Source organism: Serratia sp. BIGb0163, assembly GCF_024809935.1.
Classification (GTDB): domain Bacteria; phylum Pseudomonadota; class Gammaproteobacteria; order Enterobacterales; family Enterobacteriaceae; genus Serratia; species Serratia quinivorans.
In genome coordinates, this window is the sequence record NZ_JANUDZ010000001.1 from 1162647 (window position 1) to 1189063 (window position 26417).

A 26417-nucleotide genomic window follows, 5' to 3' on the forward strand; every position below is an offset into this window, starting at 1 on the left:
TTCTTGCCCGTTATTGGTGCAGGCTCACCATTAACTCAATATAAGCAAACGGTTGCTATTTAAGGGCAACCGTTTGCTTATTTTCTGCTTATTTTTATCGATTCGGATTATTGTGAGGTGAGTTTTTATCTTTTTGTTTTTAAATGAAAATTATCAATAAAAAACCAACTGGCACGCTGCTTGCTATCCTTAAATCAACACCTGCGAACGATAAAAGACCAGCATGGCTCCCCGGGCTGAATTAACTCAGCCGGGGGCTGTGCGCTGGCCGGTAGAGAAGGAAAGCAAAATGAGCCTGTCATTCACCACGGCGATCCGTGGCAATTTTTTCGATATTGCTGCCTGTGTCGATCAACCGCAGCAGTTGGATCAGCAATTGCGACATATTCCTGACGGATTGCTGCTGCTCGATGAAGGGCACATTGTCTGGTTTGGCCCCTGGCAGCAAGGGGAACTGCTGTTGCCGCCGGGGTTTGAGGTCACTCATTATCAGGACAAACTGATAGTGCCGGGCTTTATCGATACCCATATTCACTACCCGCAAACCGAAATGATCGGTGCCTATGGCGAGCAGCTGTTGGTGTGGCTAAAAAACTATACCTTCCCGACGGAAAGCCAATTCTGCTGCGAGCAGCACTCCGGCAAGATGTCGGCGTTCTTTTTACAGCAACTGTTAAGCAACGGCACCACCACGGCGCTGGTGTTCGGCACCGTGCATCCGCAGTCGATTGAAGCGCTGTTCAGTCAGGCGGCGGCGCTGAATATGCGGCTGATCGCCGGTAAGGTGATGATGGATCGCCATGCGCCTGAGGAACTGCTGGAAACCCCGGAGCAGAGCTACCGCCAGACCCGCGAACTGATTGAGCGCTGGCACGGCAAGCAACGGCTGAGCTATGCCATCACGCCGCGTTTTGCGCCCACCAGCACCCCGGCGCTGTTGGCTCAGGTACAAAGGTTGCGTGAAGAGTTTCCGGATGCCTATCTGCACACTCACCTGAGCGAGAACCTGGAAGAAGTCGCCTGGGTGAAAGAACTGTTCCCGGACAGCCGCAGTTATCTGGATGTCTATCATCAGTATGGGTTGACCGGAGAGAGAAGCGTGTTTGCCCATTGCCTGCATCTGGAAGAGCAAGAGTGGGATTGCCTGTGTCACACCGGTTCGGCCATCGCCTTTTGCCCAACCTCCAATTTGTTCCTCGGCAGCGGCTTGTTCAACCTGCAAAAGGCCTGGCAGAAACAGGTCAGGCTGGGTATTGGCACCGACGTCGGTGCCGGTACCACCTTCAATATGCTGCAAACGCTGGGCGAAGCTTACAAGGTCGCTCAACTGCAGCGCTACCAGCTCTCGGCCCGCGAAGCCTTCTACCACGCCACATTGGGTGGGGCGCGGGCGCTGTCGCTGGATGACAAAATCGGTAATTTCTCGGTCGGCAAAGAGGCTGATTTTGTAGTGCTGGATCCGGCGGTATCAGCGCTGCAAAAACTGCGCCATGAAAACAGCCGTGAGCTGGCGGAGCAACTGTTTGTGTTGATGACGCTGGGCGATGACCGCAACGTTTACCGAACCTACGTCGACGGTAAAGTGGTGTACCGACCGGCTACGCAGCAGGAGGCGGCATGATCCAGTTTCTGCTTAATCAAACGCTGAAAAATGAAAGCGCGATCGACCCCAATACCACGGTGCTTAATTATCTGCGCCGCGATCTCGGCCGCTGTGGCACCAAAGAAGGCTGCGCTTCCGGTGACTGTGGCGCCTGCACCGTGGTGCTGGCGGAGCCGGACGGCGAAGGGTTGCGCTATCGCAGCGTTAACGCCTGCCTGACGTTTGTCAGTGCGCTGCATGGCAAGCAGTTGATCACCGTAGAGGACCTGAAACAGCAGGGCCAATTGCACAGCGTGCAGCAGGCGATGGTCGACTGCCATGGATCGCAGTGCGGTTTTTGCACTCCGGGCTTCGTGATGTCGATGTTCTGTCTGCAAAAAAACGGTGAAGCCTATCATCGTGAACAGGCGCAGCAGGCACTGGCCGGTAATCTGTGCCGCTGTACCGGCTACCGGCCGATTTTGGCGGCGGCGCAGCAGGCGTGCGACAGCAAAACGCCAGACAACTTCGACCGTCATCAACAGCAAACCTTGCAACAACTGCGGACTATCCCGGCGGCGACGCCGCTGGAGGCTGCGGGGAAACGCTGTCTGCTGCCGCAAAGCCTTGATGAACTGGCGACGCTGTATCTACAGCATCCGCAGGCCAAACTGTTGGCCGGTGGCACCGATCTGGCTTTGGAAGTCACCCAGCGGCATCAGGATTTACCCTTGATGATCGCCATTGGCCAGATTGAGGCGTTAAAACAGATTCGTCGGCACAACGATCGTCTGATTATTGGTGCCGGGGCGGCGTTGAGTGACCTTTACCCGCTGTTGGCCGATTACCACCCGGCCTTTGGCGAACTGTTGGCGCGTTTTGCTTCGCAGCAGATCCGCAACCAGGGCACGCTGGGGGGCAATATCGCCAACGCTTCGCCGATTGGCGACGCAGCGCCGCTGCTGCTGGCGCTGGATGCGCGCCTGATGTTGCGCTGTGGCACCGTGCGGCGTGAACTACCGCTGAACGACTTCTTCCTGGGCTATCGCCAGACCGCGCTGCAGCCGGGGGAGTTTATTGAAAGCATCGTGCTGCCGGGCCAGGCTCCGGTAGATTTCCGCGCCTGGAAAGTCTCCAAGCGGCTGGAGGATGATATTTCGGCGGTGTGCGGGGCCTTCAACCTGACGATTGAACAGGGGATTATCCGCGATGCCCGGCTGGCCTTTGGTGGCATGGCCGCGACGCCGAAACGCGCCATATTGTGCGAACGGCAACTGGTGGGGCAGCCGTGGCGGCGGGCTACCCTGGAGCTTGCGGTTCAGGCGCTGGCGCAGGACTTCACCCCGCTGAGCGATTTTCGTGCCAGCAGCGCTTATCGCCTGTTGGTGGCGCAGAATCTGTTGCGTCGCTATTTCATTGCGCTGACTGAGCCACAGCTGGCGATCGAGGTGACGGCTTATGAGTAATAGCAAACGCACCGAATATACCCAGCAGCAGTTGGCCGAACGTTTCCGTCAGCCGCTGACCAGCGGCGTGGGGCGCAGTCGCAAACACGAGAGCGCCGACAAACACGTCAGCGGTGAAGCGCAATACATTGACGACCGGCTGGAGTTTCCCAACCAGTTGCATCTGGCGGCAAAACTGAGTGAGAAAGCGCATGCGCGCATCGTAAAACTGGATCTGTCCGCCTGTTACGATTTTCCTGGTGTGGTACGGGTGATCACCTGGCAGGACGTACCGGGCGAACTGGATATTGCTCCGTTAACCTACGGCGATCCGCTGCTGGCGAAGGACGTGGTCGAATACGTCGGGCAGGTGATTGCGGTGGTGGCGGCGGAGGATCCGGAGATCGCCTGGCGGGCCGCGCAGGCCGTCAAAGTGAGCTATCAGGAGCTGCCTGCGCAGCTGGACGTCACCCAATCGTTGCAGGAAGGCTTCTTGGTGCAGGAAGCTCACCACCATCGACGCGGCGATGCGGATGGCGCACTGGCGCAGGCGTTGCATCGCATTCAGGGCGAGCTGCACGTCGGTGGCCAGGAACATTTTTATCTGGAGACCCAGATTGCCTCGGTGCTGCCGGCCGAAGACGGCGGCATGCTGGTGTATTCATCGACCCAGAACCCCACCGAAATCCAAAAGTTGGTGGCCTCGGTGCTTAATTTACCGATGCACAAGGTGACTATCGACACGCGGCGCATGGGCGGCGGCTTTGGCGGCAAAGAGACTCAGGCCGCCGGCCCGGCGTGCCTGTGTGCGGTGGTGGCACACCTTACCGGGCGGCCGGTCAAAATGCGGTTGAACCGCCGCGACGACATGCTGATCACCGGCAAACGCCACCCGTTTTATATTCAGTATGACGTCGGTTTTGACGACAGCGGTCTGTTGAATGGGGTGAAAATCAGCCTGGCCGGTAACTGCGGCTACTCGCTCGATCTTTCCGGTTCTATCGTCGATCGCGCCATGTTCCATGCTGATAACGCCTATTTCCTGCAGGATGTGCTGATAACCGGCCACCGCTGTAAAACCCATATCGCCTCCAATACGGCCTATCGTGGCTTTGGCGGGCCACAGGGCATGATGGCGATCGAGCAGATCATGGACCACATCGCGCGCTATCTGGCGCTCGATCCGCTGGCGGTGCGTAAAACCAATTACTACGGTAAAGATCAGCGCAACATCACCCATTACCATCAGCCGGTGGAACAGAATCTGCTGCAAGAGATCACCGCCGAACTGGAGCGCAGTGCGGATTATCAGGCGCGGCGTCAGGCTATCCGGCAGTTCAACGCACAAAACCCAATCCTGAAGAAGGGGCTGGCGCTGACGCCGGTCAAATTCGGTATCTCCTTTACCGCCGGCTTCCTCAATCAGGCGGGGGCGCTGGTACTGATTTACACCGACGGCAGCATTCAACTCAACCACGGCGGTACCGAGATGGGCCAGGGGTTGAACACCAAGGTGGCGCAGATTGTCGCCGAAGTATTTCAGGTGGAAATAGAGCGTATCCAGATCACCGCCACCGATACCGGTAAAGTGCCGAACACCTCGCCGACGGCGGCATCCTCCGGCACCGACCTGAACGGCAAGGCGGCGGAGAATGCGGCTTTGACCATCAAACAGCGATTGACTGACATGCTGGCCAGGCAGCATCAGGTTAGCGCTGAGCAGATCCTCTTCAACAATGGGCAGGTCAGGGTGGGTGAACGCTATTTCAGCTTCGAACAGGTGGTAGAACAGGCCTATTTCAATCAAATCTCACTTGCCAGTACCGGTTACTACCGCACACCGAAGATCTTTTACGATCGCGACAAGGCCAGCGGCCATCCTTTCTATTACTTTGCCTACGGCGCGGCTTGCGCAGAGGTGTTAATTGATACGCTGACCGGCGAATACAAACTGCTGCGCGCCGACATTCTGCACGACGTGGGCGACTCGCTGAACCCGGCAATCGACATCGGTCAGGTGGAGGGCGGTTTTGTGCAGGGCATGGGCTGGCTGACCAGCGAGGAGTTGGTGTGGGACCAACAGGGCAGGCTGCTGACTAACGGCCCGGCCAGCTACAAAATACCGGCGATTGGTGACGTTCCTGCGGATCTGCGCGTTACGCTGCTGGAGAACCGCAAAAACCCCGAGGACACGGTATTTCATTCCAAAGCGGTGGGCGAGCCACCGTTTATGTTGGGCATCTCGGTCTGGTGTGCCATCAAGGATGCGGTGGCCAGTCTGGCGGACTACCGTCTGCAGCCCAATATTGACGCACCGGCCACGCCGGAGCGGGTGCTGTGGGGAGTACAGCAGATGCTTTCAAGTGACATTGTCACTAAATTGGCACGGGAGAACGGCGATGGATGAGTGGATTGAGGCACTGGCCGATCTGCGACGGCGCGGAGAACCTTGCGTACTGGTGACGCTGGTGGATGAGCTGGGCTCCACGCCGCGTAATCGTGGCACCAAAATGTTGGTGACGGCCGAACGGGCGGTTAACACCATTGGCGGCGGGCACCTGGAGTTCCAGGCGTTGGCGATTGCCCGCGAGATGCTACAACAAGAGGCGGCCACGCTGCGGCTGGAACGCTTTCCGCTGGCAGCACGGCTGGGACAGTGCTGTGGCGGTACTACCAGCGTGCTGTTTGAACCCTTGATCCCGCCACGCCCGCAAATTGCGCTGTTTGGCGCCGGACATGTGGGCCGCGCACTGGTCAATATCCTCGCTACGCTGCCATGCCGGGTACGCTGGGTTGATGGCCGGACGGCGGAGTTCCCGGCGCTGCTCCCGGCTGGGGTGCAACAAAACGTCTGCGAAGAACCGTTGGAGATCGTCGACGCCATGCCGCCGGGCAGCTATTTCATCGTTATGACCCACGACCACGCGTTGGATCTGGCGCTGGCGGAGCGGATTTTACGCCGTGGCGATGCCGGTTACTTCGGCCTGATCGGCTCGCTGACCAAGCGCAAACGCTTCGAATATAAACTCGGTCAGCGTGGCATCAGCGAAGCGGCAATCGCCGGCATGCGCTGCCCGCTGGGGCTGCCGGACGTTAAAGGCAAACTGCCGGCCGAGATTGCAGTGGCGGTGGCCGCAGAGATCATTGCCTGCTACGGCCAGCGCTAACCTGGCCACTGCGGGTTATTTTTGAAGGATCACCACTTTTTGGTCGATGGCACCAAACACGGAGTGTCCATCAGCATCGAATACCTCGATCCGCACCTGGTCACCCTGTGCCAAATAGGGCTGCCGCTGACTTTCATCTACACCACTCAGCGCCTGTCGCACCCGGGCTTCGGTAATGCAGGCGCTGCCGGATGCCGGATCGGCATTGCTGATGGTGCCTGCACCCACGATGCTGCCGGCCGCCAAAGCGCGGGTGCAGGCCAGGTGTGCAATAAGCTGCCCGAAATTAAACGCCGTATCATCACCGGCGTCCGGAGCGCCAAACCATTTTCCATTTAGACTGACGCGCACCGGCAAATGTAACATTGCGTCCCGCCAGTTCGCGCCGAGCGCCGCGGGCGTCACGGCAACCGGGGCAAAGCTGGTTGCGGGCTTGCTCTGGTAGAAACCGAAGCCCCGCGCCACTTCGTCGGGTATCAGACCGCGGAGAGAGACGTCATTGAGCAACACCACTAGCGCGATACACTCCAGCGCCTGCTCGGGCGTCACCCCGAGTGGGACGTCAGTGGTGATTACGGCGATCTCTGCTTCAAAATCAATATCCAGCTCATCATCAGTGGCTTCGATCGGTGCGGTTGCCTTTAACATCACGTCCGAACCGCCCTGATAAACCAGCGGCTTCTCTTCATATTGCGGAGGGATAGGTTCATTCCGCCATTGATACATCAGTTTGGCGTGGTGGCGATAAACGGAACCATCGACCCACTGATAGGCTCGGGGCAGCGGTGCCAGGCAGCTTGAGGCATTGAAAAGGTCACTGCCGTCCCAGCCGTTCTCTGCCAGTTGCATCAGCTGCGGTGCTATAGCCGACCAGTTATCTAACGCTTCCTGCAGGGTGCGGGCAATAGCGGGCACGGCAATGCAACGCGAAAGATCGGGAGAGACCAGTACCAATTCGCCATCCCGACGGCCGTTTTCTCGTGTGGCCAAACGTAATTGCGGAGCCAGAGTGGCGTTCATGATTTCCCCTCAGCCAGAGCCTGACGTCGTGCCTGCTCTCGGGTCCAGGTTGCCAATTTCTGATGCGCCGAGTGGGCAAAGGCTTCCACTGTTTCGGCCGCCGCCACTTCGGTGGTCAACTCCAGACGAAACCCGTTCGGATCGAAGAAGTAAATGGATTCAATATAGCCGTCGTGATCGGTAACCCCAATTACTTCAATGCCCTGCGCGAGGAGTCGTTGATGCATGCTGTCCAGATCGGCCCGGTTATCCACTTTCAAGGCAATATGGTTAACCCATTCCGGGGTATTTGGGCTGGGTTGCGCCGCTATCCCGTCTCCCAAATCGAAGAAGGCGATATGCGAATTATCTTTCATGCGGAAAAAGATATGTACATACGGGCAGTACTCACCGGTGCTGGGGACATGATCGTTTTTAATCACATGGACCAGCGGTAAGCCGAGAATATCTTCATAGAAATGACGGGTTTCCTCTGCGTCCCGGCAACGCCAGGCAAAATGGTGCAGCCGACGGATCGGCCTGGCATGGTCGTCGGTTTTAACCGCCGTTTCTTTAGACGATGGAAGATCGGTATGCATGATGTAAACCTCCAGCAGAGTCACTGTTACTTAGTTTGTTTGCGCAAGAAACGCTCGATGGCACCCGCCAGATAAAGCGGGATTTCCTGCATTGGGTAGTGTCCACAGCCTTCGAGCAGTTCCATCTCCACATTGACGAACCACTTCAAACAGGTGTTATCCATCATCGGCAGCGTCTGTGCCGGATCGTGCTGGCCGATCAGCAACAGTAGGGGAACCGTGCAGCCGTAAGTTTCGATGGAACAATCCTCCAGCGCCCAGCTACGGAGGTAGGCTTCGAATACCGGTGGGGCACAGGCCGCACGCGACTGTTGAACGGTATCGCTGACCCAGCGGCGTGGCAGCCGGTGATGAGTGGAAAAATCAATCAGAGAGTGGCGGCAGGTATCATCCTCGACCGCCTGCTCGAAGATGCGCCAAACCTGCTGTTCTACGTCCAGCCCGCTGGCAGGAACGGGCGTCAGGCCCACCGCACTGCGTACTCGTTCAGAGTGTCGAGCGGCAATGATCTGCGCAATTTTCCCCCCCATGGAATGCCCAACCACGTCGAAGCGCTGCCAACCTAGGCTATCCATCAGGTTGACCACGTCAGCGACCATTTCATTAGTGGTGTAGCTGCCGGCTATGCCGCGTGATTGCCCGTAGCCACGAAAATCCACGAACACATAAGTGAAGGCCTCGGTGTCCAGATAGGGGAACATCGGCTGATAGACGCTATGGTCACCAAACCAACCCGGCAGCATCACCACGCATCGGGTGCCCTGACCGATAACCCTGGCGCTCAGTAGGGGATGTTCATGCGTGGTCCTGTTTTGCTGATGATGCGAATGTCCCCCCAAAATCTGTTCATTAGGTTGAGGTGTTGTAGCCATGAAATATCCATCTCCTGATTTAAATAGCCGCAGGTCTAAGCTGGTGCGGATTAGGTCATGTGCATGATGCGTTTTAAGAATTAGTTGAGGGTGGATTTGATATTGGTAAGCGGTTAGGTCGGGTTATTTCGATGAATAATTAGTCGGTTGAATAAGGCTAATGCGCCGCTAATAAAGCGTCTATAGGTGAGTTTGGGATGAACCGTTATATAAAACCGGACAATCAACGGCCTGTTGTCGAGGCTGGAGAGCTTCTAATCACTTGTTTTTGCTCAATCTGCCAACTGCGCCTAAGCTAGGATGTGACTCAAGGGGAGATGAGCTCTCCGCGACATTATTCTGTGGACATGGAGGAGTTTCGATTTGATGCGTTTATCGACATTGGTGCTGGCGATCGGCATGGCGCTGGGCACGCAGGCACAGGCAGCAGAAACCAACCCGCACGCGGATCATAGCGCGTTGCCAAGTGGCCAGGCGAAGGAGGCTAACGTGACCGGTGAAGCCAACCAACACGACAACAAAAAGAACCAAAACCCGTTCTTCTATCAAAGCCGTCTGCCATTCCAGGCGCCGCCGTTCAATCTGATCAAAGAAAGTGATTATGCCCCGGCAATTGATGCGGGCATCAAGCAGAAGCTGGAAGAGATTGAGAAGATTGCCAACAACCCGGCCAAGCCTGATTTTAAAAATACCCTTGTGGCAATGGAACAAAGCGGCGCGTTGCTGTCGCGAGTGATGAACGTCTTTGGCGCCATGACCTCGGCCAACACCAGCGACGGGTTGCAAAAACTCGATGAGCAAAGCTCGCCGAAGCTGGCGGCGCTGGATGACGCCATTATGCTAAACAGCAAGCTGTTTGCCCGTATCAAGGCCGTTTATCAACAGCGCGATGAGCTAAAACTGGATGCGGAATCGCGTCGGCTGGTAGAAGTGACCTACAAGAACTTTGAGCTGGCCGGGGCCAATCTGTCCGACGCCGATAAAACCAAACTTAAGGCGCTGAACCAGGAAGCGGCCACGCTGAGCACTCAGTTCTCCAACAAACTGCTGGCGGCGACCAAAGATGGCGCATTGGCGATCGCTGACAAAGGCAAGCTGGACGGCCTGTCGGAAAGCGAACTGGCGGCGGCGGCCCAGGCGGCCGGCGAACGCAAGCTGGATAAACAGTGGCTGCTGGTGTTGCAAAACACCACCCAACAGCCGGAATTGCAGAGCCTGAAAAACCGCGAGACCCGCAAGGCACTGTTTGATGCTTCGTGGAACCGTGCGGAAAAGGGCGACGCTAACGACACCCGTCAGACCATTGCTCGTCTGGCTAAAGTGCGTGCCGAGCAGGCCAAACTGCTGGGCTTCCCGAATTACGCGGCCTGGAAGCTGCAAAACCAGATGGCCAAAACCCCGGATGCGGCGCTGAGCTTTATGCGTGATATCGTCCCGGCGGCCACCGCCCGCGCCGAACGTGAAGCCAAAGATATTCAGGCGGTCATCGACCAGCAGAAAGGCAATTTCAAGGTCGAAGCCTGGGACTGGCAGTTTTACGCTGAACAGGTGCGCAAAGCCAAATATGACCTGGATGAGTCGCAGATCAAACCTTACTTCGAACTGGATAACGTGCTGAACAACGGCGTGTTCTATGCCGCCAACCTGCTGTACGGCATCAGTTTCAAAGAGCGCAAGGACATCCCGGTTTATCAGCCGGACGTGCGGGTTTATGAGGTGTTCGATAAAGACGGCAAATCATTGGCGCTGTTCTATACCGACTTCTTTAAGCGCGACAACAAGGGCGGTGGCGCCTGGATGAGCAATTTTGTCGAACAATCGAAGCTGAAAGGCACCAAACCGGTGATTTACAACGTCGCCAACTTCACCAAACCGGCACCGGGCCAGCCTGCGTTGTTGTCGTACGATGACGTGATCACCATGTTCCACGAATTTGGTCATGCGCTGCACGGCATGTTCGCCGATCAGGAATATCCAAGCCTGTCCGGCACCAACACCGCTCGTGACTTCGTTGAGTTCCCATCGCAGTTTAACGAGCACTGGGCCAGCGATCCGAAAGTCTTTGCCCACTTCGCCAAGCATTACAAAACCGGTGAAGCCATGCCGCAGGAACTGGTCGACAAAATCAAAAAGGCCGACAAGTTCAACAAAGGCTATGACATGACCGAGCTGCTTTCTGCGGCACTGCTGGACATGCACTGGCATATGTTGAGCGCCGATCAGCCGCAGCAGGACGTGGACAAGTTCGAGGCGGAATCGCTGATGAAAGACAAAATCGATCTTAGCTATGTGCCGCCGCGCTATCGCTCCAGTTACTTCAAGCACATTTGGGGTAACGGCTATGCTGCCGGTTATTACGCCTATCTGTGGACAGAAATGCTGGCGGATGATGCCTTCCAGTGGTTCACCGAACATGGCGGCCTGACGGCAGAGAACGGCCAGCGTTTCCGCAATATGATCCTGTCGCGCGGTAACAGCCAGGATCTGGAAAAACTGTACATCGACTGGCGCGGCAAAGAGCCAAGCATTGAGCCGATGCTGATCAACCGTGGCCTGAAAGACGAATAACAGGTCATGGCATTAGCCTGGTGAGTAGTGATAAGAGGGCGTAAGAAATTACGCCCTCTTTATTTGTTATAAGCAGTTTGGTTGAGATTAAGGAGTGAAGCAGGGGTGCGGAAACTCGCGCCCCCTGGTCTCAGCGGTTAACCACCTTGGCCGGCAGAGCGACCACCAGTAACGAACTTAACAGCAGGCAACCGGCGAACGCCCAGAGTGCGCCACCGCTTTTGCCGGTCAGATCCAGCGCCAGCCCCATCAGCGAATTACTCACCAACCCGGCAATATTGGCTAACGAGCAGGCCAGCGCGAAGCCGGTTGCCGCCGCGGTACCGCGCAGGAAGGTGGCGGGCAGGCTGAAGAACACCGGCACTGCACCGATGATCGCCGCTTGGGCCACAGAGAACAGCAACACCGTGGCGATCACGCTATGAGTGAAGAAGGTGCTGCCGGCCATCGCCATCGCGCCGATAATAAACGGCACAATGATATGCCAGCGCCGCTCACGCATACGATCCGAACTGGTGCCGATCACCAGCATCCCCAGCAGGGCGGCGACGCTCGGTAGCGCGGTCAGCATGCCGATGGTGGTAATGTCGGTCACCCCGGCGGTTTTGATAAAGGTCGGCATCCAGAACCCCATCGCATAGGCACTCAGCAGGATCGAAAAATCAATGCCGCCGAGCATCCAGACCTTGAGATTAAAGAAGCCATCGCGGAAGCTGTGTTTACTGTGACTGGCCTCGGCGTCATCCTGCGCCAGGTCGTCGGCAATTTGTTGTTTCTCTTCATCGGATAACCATTTGGCCTGCCGGAAATGGTTCGGTAACACCCAGAACGTCAATATACCCAACAGCACGCTGGGGATGCCCTCCAGCAGGAACAGCCATTGCCAGCCGTGCAGCCCGTAGCGCATATCAAAATGCCCCATGATCCAGCCGGAAATTGGGCCACCGAGCACGCTCGACAGCGGCAGTCCGATCATGAATAACGCAATAATGCGGCCGCGACGGTAAGTCGGGAACCACAGCGTCAGGTAATACAGCACGCCGGGCAGAAAACCGGCCTCCGCCACGCCGAGCAGAAAGCGGATGACATAAAACTGATTGGGGGTGGTAACGAACATGGTGCAGGCGGAAAGCAGGCCCCAGGTGATCATGATGCGGGCAATCCACACCTTGGCGCCGACCCGTTGCAGGATCAGGTTGCTCGGCACCTCAAACAGGATATAGCCGACAAAAAACAGCCCGGCGCCCAGGCCGAAGGCCGCTTCGCTCAGTTGCAGTTGATCGGCCATCTGCAGCTTGGCCAGCCCGACATTGATGCGGTCGAGGTAGGCGGCCAAATAGCACAGACAGAGGAACGGGATCAGCTTCCAGGTGATTTTGCGGTACAGAAGCGATTCTGCGCCCGCTTTCCCGGCTAACGGGGTTTCAACAATGGCCATGATGATGTCTCCAGGTGGTGCATAGTGGCCTCCGGAGGAGGAGCGTTGTGTGTTTGCTTTCGAGGCGCTTATCGCGCCTTCTTGATTTTTCAGCACTCCGTGCAGGTGAAACTCTCGATTACAACCGTTTCAGATAAGCGATAGCCTCCTGTTTGGCCACCACGTCACCGTATTTACTGTCGATGTCGAACAGGTTGGCCTCGTGCGGGCCAGGGTGGCGATCGCCGACACATTCACGTACCACGATGGTGCGAAACCCGTGTTGCACCGCGTCTACCGCGCTGGCACGGATACAACCGCTGGTGGAACAGCCGGCCAGCAACAGGGTATCGACGCCGAGCGCCACCAACATCGGAGCCAATGAAGTGCCGAAAAAGGCGCTGGCGTACTGCTTGGTCAGCACTACCTCCGTGGCCAGCGGGGCCATCTGCGGGCAGAACGCCGCCAGCGGATTACCTTCCACCATGTCCTTCATAACCGGTGCTTTTTTCACCCAGACCCCACCATCGGCAAAATGCCCTGCATGATAGCGGATATTGGTGTGGATCACCGGAACTCCTGCCTGGCGTGCGGCTGCCAGCAGCGCGACGCATTCCTCGACCGCGCTGACCACGCCGGGGGCGAACAGAGGCGCACCCTCGGTGGTGTAGCCCTGCATAAAATCGATCACCAGCAGGGCCGGACGCTGGCCGAAACCGATGCGGTTGCCCCAAACGCCCTGGTAGTTATCGGTAAGTGAATTATCGGCTGCCATTTTGCCTCCTTAATAAGCGCCGGAAAGCAGGGACCCGGCACCGGGAACGATAGGTTCCAGCTCCAGTGCAGTCAGCATGGCGTAGGTGGTGGCGATGGCGGCGGTCAGCACCGGCTTGCCGGTTTGCGCCTCCACCGTAGCGACCGCCGGCAAGGACGGCATTTGTACGCAGGCGGACAGCACAATAGCGTCGACGCCGCTGAGATCCATCTCGGCGACAATGCCCGGCAGATTGGCCGGATCATGACGACCTACCGCCAGATTGTCGGCGATCTCCAGCGCGCGCCAGACCTTGACCTCGATGCCTTCGTGCTCGATATAGTCCACCACCATTTGGGTCAGTGGCTTCATGTAGGGGGCCACCAGCGCAATGCGTTTGGCACCCAGCACCTTCAGGCCGTTGACCAACGCACCGGCACTGCTGATCACCGGGGCTGCGGCGTTGTTGTCCTGGGTGACCTGCGCCAGCCTGGCCTGGGATTCACGGTGATAGCCCAGGCCCATCGACATAATTGCCACCAGGCAGGCATAGCCCAGTACGTCAACCTGCGCGTCGGAAAGCTCCAGTGCGCAGCGGTCTGATTCGGCGTCCATCGCCGCCAGCTCCGCCTTGCTGACGTGCTTCATGCGCATGCGGCTGGAGTGAAAGGTAAAGCGTTCCGGACGGATCAACTGGCGTGCGGTCAGCATCGCCGGGATTTCGGTTTCCATCGTGGTGTTGGAACTGGGCACTATCTGGCCGATACGGTAATTTTTAGTCATGACAAAGGCTCCTTGATTAATCCAGAAAATCGCCCAGGGCGCGGAAGAAACCGTCGAAGTCGTCCCACGGGATCATATGGCCGGCTTTCTCGACGTGAACCAACGTGATTTCCGGCTGCAACTGACGGATCTCCACCTCATCTTCCGGCTGGATCACGCCACCCAGGCCTGCCACCATCAGCAAGGTTGGCATGCGCAGCGCGGGATAATCGCGATGGCTATCGACCTGATGAAAATCTTCATAGGCGCGCTGGATCGCCGGTTCATAGCAGGTGTGCAGCCATTCGGCACGCAGTTGGCGCTGTTGTTCGCTCCAGCTCGGGCAGTAGGCACGCATCTGCTCGGCGTCCATTCCTACCAGCGACTGACGAATCGAATCCACGTACCAGGGCCATTTGCCTGGGTATTCACGGCGGCCGGGGCCGGAAACCGGCGGATCAACCAATACCAATCGCCGTACGCCATCCGGCTGAAGTGCTGCGGCGCGCAGGGCAAAGCGCGCGCCCATTGAATGGCCAAGCAGGGCGTAGTTTTCCAGTTTTAATGCGGCGGCGAAGGCGTTGACGTCCTCGGCGCAGGTTTCAGCGTCGTAGGCCAGATCCGGGCCGCTGGCGGACAGGCCGCGACCACGAACGTCCAGCACGTAGGTGTCGTAGCGCTCGGCCAGTCGTTCGGCAACGAAGCCCCAGGTGATCGCCGGGCTGGTGATTCCGGGGATCAGGATCAGTACCGGCCCCTGGCCGCCATAGCGCAGGTAATGCTGGCGGATGCCGTTGGCCTGCACGTTGGCGCCATACAGAAAATGGCTCATGCGGCGTTCTCCGATTTCAGCGCCTGTGCGTACAGGTCATAACCGTAGACCCAGGCCGGATCTTCCTGAGTGCGCAGGAAGGTGTTGGCATTGGAGACGGCCTGCACGCGAGAGGCGCGTTCCTTACGGTTGGCTTCATACAGTTGGAAAGCGGTGCGGTAGTCGCTCAGGCCGGTTTCCTGCAGACAGCGCGCCAGCATAGCGGCGTCTTCGATCGCCATCGCCGCGCCTTGCGCCATGTGCGGTTTCATTGGGTGGCAGGCATCGCCGAGCAGCACCATGCGACCTTCGCTCCACAGCGGCAGGGGCTTACGGTTCAACAGTGGCCATTTGGTGACCTGTTCGCTGGATTCGATCAGCGCTTGCACAATCGGGTGATAACCGGCGAAGGTCTCGTACATTTCCTCGCGGCTGCTGTCGATAAAGCTGCCCTGGAAATCCCATGCCGGGTGCGGCACACCGCTGACGTAGTAATATTCGTCGCGTTTTTGGGTGGTGTAATAGACCATCAGGTGACGATCTGCCGACCACCACTTCACACAGTCTTCAAAGCTCAGATTGTATTTGGCCAGCTTCTCACCGCGGATCAACGCGCGGTGGGCAACCCAGCCGCTGTAGGTTGGCGCTTCTGCCCCCAGCAGATGTTCGCGAATACGTGAGTTGATACCATCGGCACCAATCACGATATCGGCGCTGGCCTGGGTGCCATCGGCAAAGTTCAGCACCACCTGGTTGTCACGTTCCTCAATTTTGCTCAGACACTTGCCAAAATGCACGCTGCCCGGTTGCAGGGCCGCCATCTGCAACGCCTGTAAATCGCCCCGGTGCACCGTCACATAAGCCGCGCCGTACTCTTTACGGGCAAAGGCCCCCAGTTCAATACGCGACAAATAGTCACCGCTTTCGGCGTCGCGGCTGAACCAGAAATCCGGATGCGAGGCCATTTGTTCCAGCGGTTGCTCGATGCCGAGACGGCGGAAAATCTTCAGTACGTTTGGCCCCATATGGATGCCGGCCCCCAGGCGGGAAAACACTGGGCTCTGTTCGTACAGGTCGACGATAAAGCCGGCTTTTTGCAGCAGACCGGCGGCGGCAGCGCCACCCAGACCGGCACCGACCACGGCAATGCGTTGTTGTTTGCTCATCATTTTTCCCCTGACTGTTGGTTTTTTACCTGGCATCTGCAGTGATGCAGGATGATCGATTTATAGTGTATGCGCTAAATAACGCAAAGTTGCACAAGTGTTAATTTAGATCTGGCTCACGCTAATTGACCGGCCATTACTGTTAAACTCATGTTAACAGCAGGATGTGCAGGGCTTTAAATAGGGTTTTCTTATGGCTGGAAACGGGGGCTTGCTTCCCGATTGATTTTGGTCTAGATGTTTAAAAGAGTGTGATCACTTTAATTTGCGCAAAATAACCTCATCGATGCTGGCTGCGTCGACCAACCCTTAGCGAGACAGGAGATACACCATGGCGGTCAATGATAGTCAGTTGGTACAACTGTTCGAGCAGGTGCTTACGCTGTCGAAGGTTGATGCTTCGCAAAGCGTGGCAATCCTGAAAAGTCACTATTCCGATGCGCGTACGGTGCGCGCCGCCACCGATGCGGCACTGCGCCTGGGGGCCAGGGTTTACGCGGTAGAACTGCCGTCGTTCAACCATCCGCGCGCCATGGGCAATGACATGACGGCTTACTGTGGCGATACGGCGCTGACCGGTAACCACGCGGCACAACGTGCGCTGGAGGCGGCCGATCTGATTGTCGACACCATGATGTTGCTGCATTCGCCGGAACAGGAGCAGATCCTGAAAACCGGCACGCGCATTCTGCTGGCGGTCGAGCCGCCGGAGGTGTTGGCACGCATGTTGCCTAATATTGAGGATAAAGCGCGGGTGCTGGCCGCCGCCGAGGTGCTGGAGCGTGCCAGTTTGATGCAGGTGAAGTCTGCCGCCGGCAGTGACTTCCGTGCGCCATTGGGGCAATACCCCACGGTGACCGAATATGGCTATGCCGACGAACCGGGGCGCTGGGATCACTGGCCGAGCGGTTTCCTGTTCACCTGGCCGAATGAAGAACAGGCAGAAGGGGTTTTGGTGCTGGAGGTGGGCGATATCCTGTTGCCGTTTAAAAGTTACGCGCGCGAACGCATAACGCTTGAGATCGACAAAGGCTTTGTGACGCGCATTCACGGCGGCTTCGAGGCGGAGTATCTGCGGGAGTACATGAAGTATTTCAACGATCCGGAGGTGTACGGCATTTCGCATATCGGCTGGGGCCTGCAGCCGCGTGCGCAGTGGACGGCGATGGGGCTGCACGATAAAAACGATGGTATGTGTATGGATGCACGTGCTTTCTACGGCAATTTCCTGTTCTCCACCGGGCCGAATACCGAAGTCGGCGGTACGCGCAAAACCCCGTGCCATATGGATATCGCGCTACGTCATTGCGACATCAGTCTGGATGGCAAGACGGTGGTGGCGGATGGTGAAGTGGTGGCACCGGCTGCATCGCGGGTCAGCCAGAGTTAACTTGCTGCCAAAAGCAGGGGTTTGTACTATTCTCGGTGGTTTCCATTGATGGTGAGAGTAACGCAATGACGCCCCCCGAATACCCGGCTGCAGAGAGCGGCAAGACTGAAAATTATCATTTTACCGAACAGGTCGGGCACCTGCTGCGTAAGGTTTATCAGCGCCATGTGGCAATTTTCCAGCAAAACGTTGGGGATTCGCAACTGACCGCCGTGCAGTTTATTACCCTGTGCGCGGTGCGTGACATGGGCCCGAGTTCGTTGACCGAGCTGGTACAGGTGACGGCGGTCGATCAGGCCACCATTCGCGGCATTATCGAGCGGCTCAAAGCGCGCGAGCTGATTACCGTGATGCCGGATCCTGTCGATCGGCGCAAAGTGGTGGTCGGGCTGACCGACGCCGGTGCCGTACTGCTGGCGGGAACGCTGCCGCATGCGGCGACGATCACAGAATTAACTTTCGGTACGTTGAATCCGGCCGAACGTATAGCACTGATGTTCCTGCTCAATAAAATGCTGGAAGACCAGCCGCCCGGCTGATTCGCCACCCGCAACTGCGGTTGTCTGGTGAGTGCGGTGGGCCGACACAATAACCAGAGCGCAGGCGGAGACGCAACAATGGCGATAGCTGAAGTGCAATTGCCCAGGGAAGGCGCGGTAAAAACACTGACGGAGCATCCGCTGATGCTGTCAGTCAACGGCGAAAATATTCATACCCGGGTAATGGCGGACACTCCTCTGCTATTGGTGTTACGTAACGATCTGGCGCTCAACGGCCCTAAATACGGCTGTGGCCTGGGTGAGTGCGGAGCCTGTACCGTGTTGGTCGACGGCATTGCCGCACGTTCTTGTGTGATCCCGGCGCTGGGTATGACCGGCCGCGCGGTGACCACGCTTGAAGGTTTGGGCGATCGCGACCGTCTGCACCCGGTGCAACGTGCCTTTATCGAAGAACAGGCCGCGCAGTGCGGTTACTGCCTCAATGGCATGATCATGACCACCAAAGCCCTGTTGGATCGCAATCCGTCGCCCAGCGACCGCGAAATCCGCCAGGCGCTGTCCGGCAACCTGTGCCGCTGCGGCACCCATATCGAAATCCTGCGTGCGGTTCAGCGCGCCATCATTCTCTGCCGCAGTGAGGAAACCTCGCCCCATGACTGACGCCCATTCCTCAGTACCGAGCCAGGCTGAATTATTGCAGCGTCATGGCGCCTTGCTGGTTATCGATCAGATCCAACCGCCGCCGGGGCTGGTGCCTAAAGGCCAGACGCCGAACCTGAAACCCAAAGAGCAGGGGCTGTTTATTGCCATTTGCGACAGCGGTGAGGTCTACGCCTTCAACGGCCATGTCGATCTCGGCACCGGTGTGCGCACCGCGCTGGGGCAAATCGTCGCCGAAGAACTCTACCTGCGTATGGAGCAGGTACGCATGGTGCTGGGCGATACCGAAAGCACACCGAATCAGGGCGCGACTATCGCCAGCGCTACGCTGCAAATTTCTGCCGTGCCGCTGCGCAATGCCGCCGCCGAGGCACGTCGCTGGCTGCTGCAACAGGCGGCGCAGCGTTTTAGCGTTGCGGTTGAGCAACTGACGTTGAATGACGGCCTGATTACCAGCCCACAAGGGCCGGCGGTGAGCTACGGCGAACTGGTCACCGGTGTGCATGTAGAACTACCTGTCTCCGGCGATGCGCCGCTCAAGCCGCAGGGCGAATACCGGTTGGTCGGCACCAGCACTGCACGCGTTGATATCCCGGCCAAGGCCACCGGCGAGTCCACCTATGTGCACGACATGCGGCTGCCGAACATGCTGCATGGCCGGGTGGTGCGGCCGCCGTATGCCGGCTATGACAGCGGTGAGTTTGTCGGAACCAGCCTGCTGACGGTGGACGAGCAGTCCATTGCCCATATTCCCGGCATCGTCAAACTGGTGGTGATCGGGGATTTTATCGGCATCGTCGCCGAGCGCGAAGAACAGGCGATCAAGGCAGCAGAGGCGTTGCAGGTCAGCTGGAAGGACTGGCGGCGTAACCTGCCGCAGATGACCGACGTGGCGCAGGCGCTGCGTGATAACCCGCATTCGACACGGGTGGTGCATGACACCGGCAATGTGGATGCGGCATTGGCCGCCGCCGATCGTCGCTTTACCCGCAGTTACCTGTGGCCGTATCAACTGCATGCTTCGATCGGCCCCTCCTGCGCATTGGCGGACTACCAGCCGCAGCAGTTACGGGTGTGGTCAGGTAGCCAGAACCCGCACCTGTTGCGTGCCGATCTCGCCTGGCTGCTGGAATACCCGGAACAGCAGATCGACATTATCCGCATGGAGGCGGCGGGCTGCTATGGCCGCAACTGTGCCGATGATGTCTGCGCCGATGCGGCGTTATTGTCGCGTGCGGTAGGGCGTCCGGTACGGGTGCAGCTCACCCGCGAGCAGGAACACCTGTGGGAACCCAAGGGCACGGCACAGTTGATGGAGGTTGACGGTGGGCTGGACGCCGCCGGTCACCCGGTGGCCTACGATTTTCGTACTTATTACCCGTCCAATGGCGCCCCCACGCTGGCGTTGTTGCTGACCGGAATGGTTGAACCGGTACCGGTGGCCTATGAGATGGGGGACCGCACCTCGGTGCCGCCATATGAATACCCGGAACTGCGCGTCAGCATTGAGGACATGGCACCCATCGTTCGAGCCTCCTGGATGCGCGGCGTGTCGGCACTGCCGAATACCTTCGCGCACGAGTCCTATATTGATGAGCTGGCCATGGCGGCCGGTGTGGATCCACTGGAATATCGGCTGCGTTATATCAAGGATCAACGTGCCACTGAACTGATGCTCAGCACCGCCGAGCGCGCTGGCTGGACGCCACACACCGAACCGATGCAAACCCCGGCGGAAGATGGTGTGTTGCGCGGACGTGGTTTTGCCTATGCGCGCTATATTCACAGCAAATTCCCCGGCTTTGGTGCCGCCTGGGCTGCCTGGGTCGCCGATGTGGCGATCGACAAGGCCAGTGGCGAAGTCGCGGTCACACGTATTGTGGTTGGGCATGACGCGGGCATGATGGTCAACCCGGACGGCGTGCGTCACCAGATCCACGGCAATGTGATCCAGTCGACCAGCCGGGTGCTGAAAGAGCGGGTGACCTTCGAAGAATCGACTATTTCCAGCAAGGAATGGGGGGCTTACCCGATCCTGACCTTCCCGGAGGTACCGGAGGTGGACGTAGTGATGATGCCACGGCCTTACGATCCGCCGCTGGGGGCCGGGGAGTCTGCTTCGGTGCCCAGTGCCGCGGCCATTGCCAACGCGGTGTTTGACGCCACCGGCATTCGTTTCCGCGAGTTGCCGATCACTTCCGACCGACTGCGCGAGGCGCTGAACGGCCCGGATAGCGCCCGACAGGAAGCTGCGCCAGCGGCTAAACCCAGGCGCAGTAAATGGTGGTTTGGCGGTGCGGCCGGTATTTTCGGTGCGCTGTTGGGCGTAGCGGCTACGGCACTGCCGTGGCGTGCCGAGATTGCCCCGGTGGCAACCCCAGGTTCGGGTACCTGGTCGGCAGCGACCCTGGAGCGCGGTCGTCAACTGGCCGCCGTCGGGGATTGCGCGGTGTGCCATACCGCTTCGGAAGGGGCAACCAACGCCGGGGGGCTGGCAATGGAGACTCCGTTTGGCACCCTGTACAGCACCAATATCACGCCAGATGTGGAGACCGGTATCGGCAACTGGTCGTTTGGCGCTTTTGACCGGGCGATGCGTCAGGGCATCAGCCGCGACGGGCGTAATCTGTACCCGGCTTTTCCTTATACTTCGTTCAGCAAAATGACCGACGGTGATATGCAGGCGCTGTATGCCTATATGATGTCGCAGCCGGCGGTCGCGCAGAACAATCCGGCTAACCAGATGCGTTTTCCGTTCAATATCCGCCCATTGATGGCCGGTTGGAATGCACTGTTTCTGCGTCAGGGCGAGTTTCAGCCGGACCCTGCGCAAACCGCCCAGTGGAACCGGGGCTCTTATCTGGTCAATGGGTTGGGGCACTGTGCGGCCTGCCATTCGCCGCGTAATCTGATGGGGGCGGAAAAGGGGGGCAGCAGCTTCCTGGCCGGGGCGATGGTGGACGGCTGGGAGGCACCGGCGCTGAACCAACTGGCCACGGCGGAGAAACCCTGGGATGAAGAACAGCTGTTCCAGTACCTGAGCAGCGGTCATTCCGCCGAGCACGGCGTCGCGGCCGGGCCAATGGGGCCGGTGGTCAGCGAACTGGCGACGTTGCCGGAGTCTGACGTGCGGGCGATGGCCAACTATCTGATATCCCTGAGCAGTCCGGCTCAATTAAATGTAGAGCCGCAGGTCAAACTGGCCACCCGTCTGCAACCCGCTCTGGGGCAACAGGCCGGTGAACGCCTGTTTCAGGGGGCCTGTCAGGCCTGCCACAGTGCCGCTGCCGGTGGGCCACAGCTGTTTGGCGTCAGTCCGGATCTGGCCAATAACACCAATATTTTCAGTGAGCGACCGGATAACCTGATCAAGGTGATCCTGCAGGGGATTGCCAAACCGGCCACCGCCGATCTGGGTTTTATGCCGGGCTTTAAGGACAGTTTCTCCGATCGGCAGGTGGCAGATCTGGTGAACTACCTGCGCCAGCGTTATGCCGGTGACAAATCGGCCTGGCGCAATGTGGAAGCGCAGGTGGCCAGACTGCGTGCCAATCCGGGAAGCCATTAATCTCCACACTAAGGGCGTAATGCCGGTCAGTTAAGCAAAGTTCTGAATAAGCATGTACGACGTTGTTTAAGTGGGCGTCCCCCTCTCCCGAGGGAGAGGGCCGGGGTGAGGGGCTTTTGCTCCGGCGTTTATTTAATGGTTTATTGGCCTTGTGAATTGAATATCAAATTTGGCGGTGCTTAAAATATGAATAAACGAAGTGGGGTGATAAAATATCGCAACCTTGCTAACTGTGTAATTAAGTGCCTCGTATAAGATATTCGCTTTAGTTGAGTTTATTATATTGGTGAAAATGGTTTTATATATTGACACGATGCTGGATGGTGTTTATATCTATGTCTGCCTTGCGTTTTTCGAATATGTAGTTTTAATATGAGTGGTGTGAATTTTATTTGGTATGAGTATTCTATATAACATGTTGGTATAATTACATATTAATGTTGAATGAGTGCCTTTTGTGAAGACGTTTTGGTCGGATTTTATTATGGTCACTCTTGCCGTTGGGCTATCCCATAATCTGTTTTTTAATGTGGGGCTTAGCCAATACAGTGGTCTGTTAAAAATCAATATCCCTTGTGAAGTGGCTAAGTGGATGATTTATTTTTTCGTGCTGTTAGGGACAATGACTTTTATGAAGTTAATATATACCTCGGCGCGAAGATTGGTCCGTAAATGGAAGCGTCGCGGTCAGTAAGATGATTATCGACCTATAATGCCGATAAAGGTATAACCCCCAATGACAGGACGTCCTCCCCAGCTTTACCGCGAGGGTTATTTTGCCGCTCAGGCCACCAGAGCCGAGGGGGAAGTGATTATCCCCGCCAGCCTCAGTTTAACCGTCTATGCCTGGGTCAGCGTCCTGCTGGTGCTGGCCATCTTGCTATTCCTAATGTTGGGCGAATATACCCGCAAAGCGCGGCTGGAAGGGGTGGTGATGCCGTCCAGCGGGTTGATCAAGGTGGTAGCCCGCAGCGCCGGGCAGGTCACCGAGCGGCTGGTGGCGGAAGGGGCAGCGGTCAAGGCCGGTCAGGCGCTGTATCGGCTCAGCGGCGAATATTTCAATGGGCAGGGCGTCGGTACGCTGGCGTCGGTTTCTGATTCATTAAATCGTCAATATCGCATGCTGGAGCATCAGCGCGCTCAAGAACTGGCAACCCGCGTTCTGCAGCAAACCGGCGTACGGCAACGCATCGCGCAGCTCAATCAGGAACTGTCCAGCGCAGACGCGGCAATGCTGCTGGTTCAGCAACAGGCGAAACTTTCACATTCGTTGATGGAGCGCTACCGCAAACTGATCGCCAAAGGCTATGTCTCCGAGCTGGAGTTTCAGCAGCAGCGAATGACGCTGTCGACGGCGCAGGAAAAGGTTGAACTCCAGCGGCAGGCGCAGCTGCGGCTAAAACGCGAGCTTGCCGCGGCGGCCTCAGAGCTTCGGACCCTGGAACAACAACAGCAAGGGCGCGACGCCGAGCTTGAACGTCAGTTACAGGGCATTAAACAGCAGGAGATCGAACTGGGCGCCCAGCGCGATCATACGCTGACCGCCCCGGTGGATGGGCATATCGCCGTGGTACTGGCGCGGGCCGGTCAGACGGTAAAACAAAGCGATCCTTTACTGATGATGGTCGCTGATGATGCACAGTTACAGGTCGAATTGTTTGCCCCAAGCAAAGCGGTGGGGTTTATCAAGCCCCAGCAGCGAGTGGGGCTGCGCTTTGCCTCGTTCCCCTATGAAAAATTTGGCGTGCAGTATGGCGTCACCCGCGCCATAACCGACACCAGCCTCAGCGCCAGCGAGGCGCTGCTGCAAAACCCGATGGTGTGGAAGGAAAACGAAGGGCATTACCGCGTCATCGTAGCCTTGGATAAAACCACCATTACGGCCTATGGCCGACAGGAGCCGTTGCGCGTAGGCATGACCGTGTCTGCGGATGTGGAGCTGGACAGCCGCCGCCTGTACGAGTGGCTGCTGGAACCGTTATGGAGTCTGCAAGGAAGGATCTGAACATGGACGTTACCGAAGTGATTAACTGGGGATGGCGCAAGCGCCTGCCGTTGATTCGCCAAACGGAATCGGCGGAGTGCGGCGTGGCCTGTCTGGCGATGATTGCCGGCTGGCATGGATACCGGGTTGATCTGCCCACGTTGCGAGCACGATTTAACGTTTCGCAGCTCGGCATGACATTTTCGCAGTTGATGAGCTGTGCCGAACAGTTGCACTTAAGTGGTCGCGCCGTGCAGTTGGAGCTTGAAGAGTTGCACCTGCTGGCGGTGCCCTGCATTTTGTACTGGGACATGAATCACTTTACGGTACTCAAACGGGTGCGAGGGCAGAGGCTGGAATTGCACGATCCGGCTCGTGGTGCGGTAACCATGAGCCTGCGGGAAGCGAATCGTCACTTTACCGGCGTCGCCATGGAACTGACGCCCACTCACCAGTTTGCGGTCAAAGATCAGCGAAAAAAGATCCGCCTGTTCGATCTTATTGGCAAGACTCAGGGCCTGAAATCGGCGCTGGGCAGGATATTCTGTTTCGCCCTGGCGCTCGAAGTCTTTGCGCTGATTGGCCCGCTGATCAACCAACTGGTGATTGACGAGGTTTTGGTGGCGCTGGACGCCAGCCTGCTGACGCTGATCGTCATCGCCATGTTGCTGATGGCCGCGACCCAAACGCTACTGGAACTGGCCCGACAGTGGGCGACCCTCACCATGGCGGTCAACTTCAACATGCAGTGGACGGCGAACGTATTTCACCACCTGCTGCGGCTGCCGATTAGCTGGTTTGAGGCGCGCAATATGGGGGATATCAGCGCCAAATTCGATGCCGTCGACACCATTCAGGACACGCTGACCACCACGTTGCTCGAAGCCTTTCTGGATGTGTTACTGGTGGTGGGCACGCTGACCATGATGTTTTTCTACAGTGCCAAATTAACCCTGGTCGCGTTGGCCGCCGCTCTGGTTTATGGCCTGCTGCGGCTGTTTTGGTTCAGTACTCTGCGTAAAGCGGCAGATGATAGCTGGGTCGCCGGTACCCAGGAATCCAGCCACTTTCTGGAGAGCCTGCGCGGGGTGCTGAGCCTGCGGGTCAATGGGGCGCTGACGCCGCGCGAATCGGTCTGGCGTAATCTGAATGTTGCCCGGCGCAATGCTCAACTGCACGAAAGCAAACTGATGATGGTATACGGCATTATGCAGACCGTCATCGGCAGCGTGGTGGGGGCGGCGGTGCTGTGGCTGGGGGCCAGCGCGGTGCTGGCCGGTCAGTTTTCGGTGGGTATGCTGGTGGCTTATATGTCCTTTCAGGGGCGTTTTTCGTCCAGCATCAATGGGTTGATCGACAAACTGGTCGCGTACCGCATGCTGGATGTCTATAACCAACGGCTGGCGGATATAGTGCTCGCGGTGCGTGAAGATGCGGCATCACAGGCGGCAGGTGGTGCCAATGGGTCTTCAGCGGCCCGCGTCTGGCCGAGCGATCGCCCTGCGTTGAGCCTGGAGCAGGTCAGTTTTAAATACGCCGGAACCGAACGTGAGATCCTCTCGCAGGTCTCGTTGCAAATCATGCCCGGTGAGGTGCTGGCGCTGGTCGGTGCCTCTGGTTGCGGCAAGACCACGCTGGCCAAGCTGGTACTGGGGCTGTATCCGCCGACCGCCGGGGTGATCCGCACGTTGGGTATCGAGCACCGGCAGGGGGATTATCAACAGGTTCGCCAGCATATCGGTGTGGTGTTGCAGGAGGACCAACTGTTTCGCGGCTCCATTGCCGAAAACATGACGTTTTTCTCCCCCCGGGTTGATCAGCAAAAGCTTGGCGAATGTGCTCGTCTGGCGCAGTTGGAACAGGACATCGAAAAACTGCCGATGGGGTACCAGACGTTAATCGGCGAAATGGGGGGAACCCTGTCCGCCGGGCAAAAACAGCGCTTACTGTTGGCGCGGGCGTTGTACAAGCAGCCACAGTTGCTGATCCTCGATGAAGCCACCAGCCATTTGGACGTTAATAACGAAACGCTGATTGGCCAGACCTTACGCCAGCTTGGGTTACCCATTTTACTGATCGCCCACCGGCCGGAAACCATCGCCACGGCGGACCGGGTGATCGAACTGGCGGCGGGGCGCATCCGCATTTTGAGCGTTTGACGGTAAAGCCTTGC

At 57.8% G+C, this 26417-nt stretch carries 19 protein-coding genes; 11 read left to right on the top strand and 8 right to left on the bottom strand.

Annotated elements, in window-relative coordinates:
• Positions 1-289 precede the first annotated feature (289 nt).
• The 4 genes from guaD to xdhC are packed head-to-tail and all read left to right on the top strand — an operon-like array spanning position 290 to position 6194.
• Positions 290-1621, top strand: a complete 1332-nt coding sequence (guaD, locus tag M2406_RS05740) for a guanine deaminase (protein ID WP_259189179.1) — start codon at positions 290-292, stop codon at positions 1619-1621.
• On the top strand, positions 1618-3048 hold the full coding sequence (gene xdhA, locus M2406_RS05745; protein WP_259189180.1) for a xanthine dehydrogenase small subunit: 1431 nt from the start codon (positions 1618-1620) through the stop codon (positions 3046-3048). Before guaD ends, xdhA begins: the two co-directional genes overlap by 4 nt.
• Entirely contained in the window at positions 3041-5434 is a 2394-nt protein-coding gene (xdhB, locus tag M2406_RS05750) for a xanthine dehydrogenase molybdopterin binding subunit (protein ID WP_259189181.1), read from the top strand. Before xdhA ends, xdhB begins: the two co-directional genes overlap by 8 nt.
• Positions 5427-6194, top strand: coding sequence for a xanthine dehydrogenase accessory protein XdhC (xdhC, locus tag M2406_RS05755; RefSeq protein ID WP_115184737.1), 768 nt, complete (start codon positions 5427-5429; stop codon positions 6192-6194). The genes xdhB and xdhC overlap by 8 nt, the downstream gene beginning before the upstream one ends.
• Positions 6195-6209: 15 nt before the next feature.
• On the opposite strand, the gene M2406_RS05760 is transcribed toward xdhC, so the two are convergent.
• The 3 genes from M2406_RS05760 to M2406_RS05770 are packed head-to-tail and all read right to left on the bottom strand — an operon-like array spanning position 6210 to position 8664.
• A complete protein-coding gene (locus M2406_RS05760) occupies positions 6210-7214 on the bottom strand; it encodes a fumarylacetoacetate hydrolase family protein (RefSeq protein ID WP_259189183.1) in 1005 nt (334 codons plus the stop codon).
• A complete protein-coding gene (locus M2406_RS05765) occupies positions 7211-7792 on the bottom strand; it encodes a VOC family protein (protein WP_259189185.1) in 582 nt (193 codons plus the stop codon). Before M2406_RS05765 ends, M2406_RS05760 begins: the two co-directional genes overlap by 4 nt.
• 26 nt (positions 7793-7818) lie before the next feature.
• Positions 7819-8664 carry an alpha/beta fold hydrolase gene (locus M2406_RS05770; RefSeq protein ID WP_259189186.1) on the bottom strand — a complete coding sequence of 282 codons (846 nt, stop codon included), beginning with the start codon at positions 8662-8664 and terminating at the stop codon, positions 7819-7821.
• Positions 8665-9030: 366 nt separating this feature from the next.
• Here M2406_RS05770 and dcp point away from each other — a divergent pair, with 366 nt between their 5' ends.
• Positions 9031-11232: a peptidyl-dipeptidase Dcp gene (gene dcp, locus M2406_RS05775; protein WP_259189187.1), complete on the top strand. Its 2202-nt coding sequence runs from the start codon at positions 9031-9033 to the stop codon at positions 11230-11232.
• Between the two features lie 130 nt (positions 11233-11362).
• Here dcp and M2406_RS05780 read toward each other — a convergent pair whose 3' ends face one another.
• The 5 genes from M2406_RS05780 to M2406_RS05800 form a co-directional block, all read right to left on the bottom strand.
• Positions 11363-12670 (bottom strand): MFS transporter, encoded by a 1308-nt coding sequence (locus tag M2406_RS05780; RefSeq protein WP_259189188.1) that lies wholly within the window; start codon positions 12668-12670, stop codon positions 11363-11365.
• A gap of 118 nt (positions 12671-12788) precedes the next feature.
• Positions 12789-13424 carry an N-carbamoylsarcosine amidohydrolase gene (locus M2406_RS05785; protein ID WP_259189189.1) on the bottom strand — a complete coding sequence of 212 codons (636 nt, stop codon included), beginning with the start codon at positions 13422-13424 and terminating at the stop codon, positions 12789-12791.
• Between the two features lie 9 nt (positions 13425-13433).
• Complete coding sequence (locus M2406_RS05790) at positions 13434-14186, bottom strand: Asp/Glu racemase (protein WP_405050616.1); 753 nt, start codon at positions 14184-14186, stop codon at positions 13434-13436.
• Positions 14187-14202: 16 nt separating this feature from the next.
• Positions 14203-14997: an alpha/beta fold hydrolase gene (locus M2406_RS05795; RefSeq protein ID WP_259189191.1), complete on the bottom strand. Its 795-nt coding sequence runs from the start codon at positions 14995-14997 to the stop codon at positions 14203-14205.
• The gene (locus tag M2406_RS05800; RefSeq protein ID WP_012145039.1) at positions 14994-16145 is read right to left on the bottom strand and encodes an FAD-dependent monooxygenase; all 1152 of its coding nucleotides are present in this window, start codon (positions 16143-16145) and stop codon (positions 14994-14996) included. The genes M2406_RS05795 and M2406_RS05800 overlap by 4 nt, the downstream gene beginning before the upstream one ends.
• A 328-nt stretch (positions 16146-16473) precedes the next feature.
• Here M2406_RS05800 and M2406_RS05805 point away from each other — a divergent pair, with 328 nt between their 5' ends.
• From M2406_RS05805 to M2406_RS05830, 6 genes are all read left to right on the top strand, one after another.
• Positions 16474-17532: a 2,5-dihydroxypyridine 5,6-dioxygenase gene (locus tag M2406_RS05805; RefSeq protein WP_259189193.1), complete on the top strand. Its 1059-nt coding sequence runs from the start codon at positions 16474-16476 to the stop codon at positions 17530-17532.
• A 65-nt stretch (positions 17533-17597) separates the two neighbouring features.
• Positions 17598-18071 (top strand): MarR family winged helix-turn-helix transcriptional regulator, encoded by a 474-nt coding sequence (locus M2406_RS05810; RefSeq protein WP_012145041.1) that lies wholly within the window; start codon positions 17598-17600, stop codon positions 18069-18071.
• A 78-nt stretch (positions 18072-18149) separates the two neighbouring features.
• Entirely contained in the window at positions 18150-18692 is a 543-nt protein-coding gene (locus tag M2406_RS05815) for a (2Fe-2S)-binding protein (protein ID WP_218216921.1), read from the top strand.
• Positions 18685-22260, top strand: a complete 3576-nt coding sequence (locus tag M2406_RS05820; protein ID WP_259189195.1) for a molybdopterin-dependent oxidoreductase — start codon at positions 18685-18687, stop codon at positions 22258-22260. Before M2406_RS05815 ends, M2406_RS05820 begins: the two co-directional genes overlap by 8 nt.
• Before the next feature lie 736 nt (positions 22261-22996).
• Positions 22997-24265, top strand: coding sequence for an HlyD family secretion protein (locus M2406_RS05825; RefSeq protein WP_259189196.1), 1269 nt, complete (start codon positions 22997-22999; stop codon positions 24263-24265).
• A 2-nt stretch (positions 24266-24267) separates the two neighbouring features.
• Entirely contained in the window at positions 24268-26403 is a 2136-nt protein-coding gene (locus tag M2406_RS05830; RefSeq protein WP_259189198.1) for a peptidase domain-containing ABC transporter, read from the top strand.
• Positions 26404-26417: the final 14 nt, after the last annotated feature.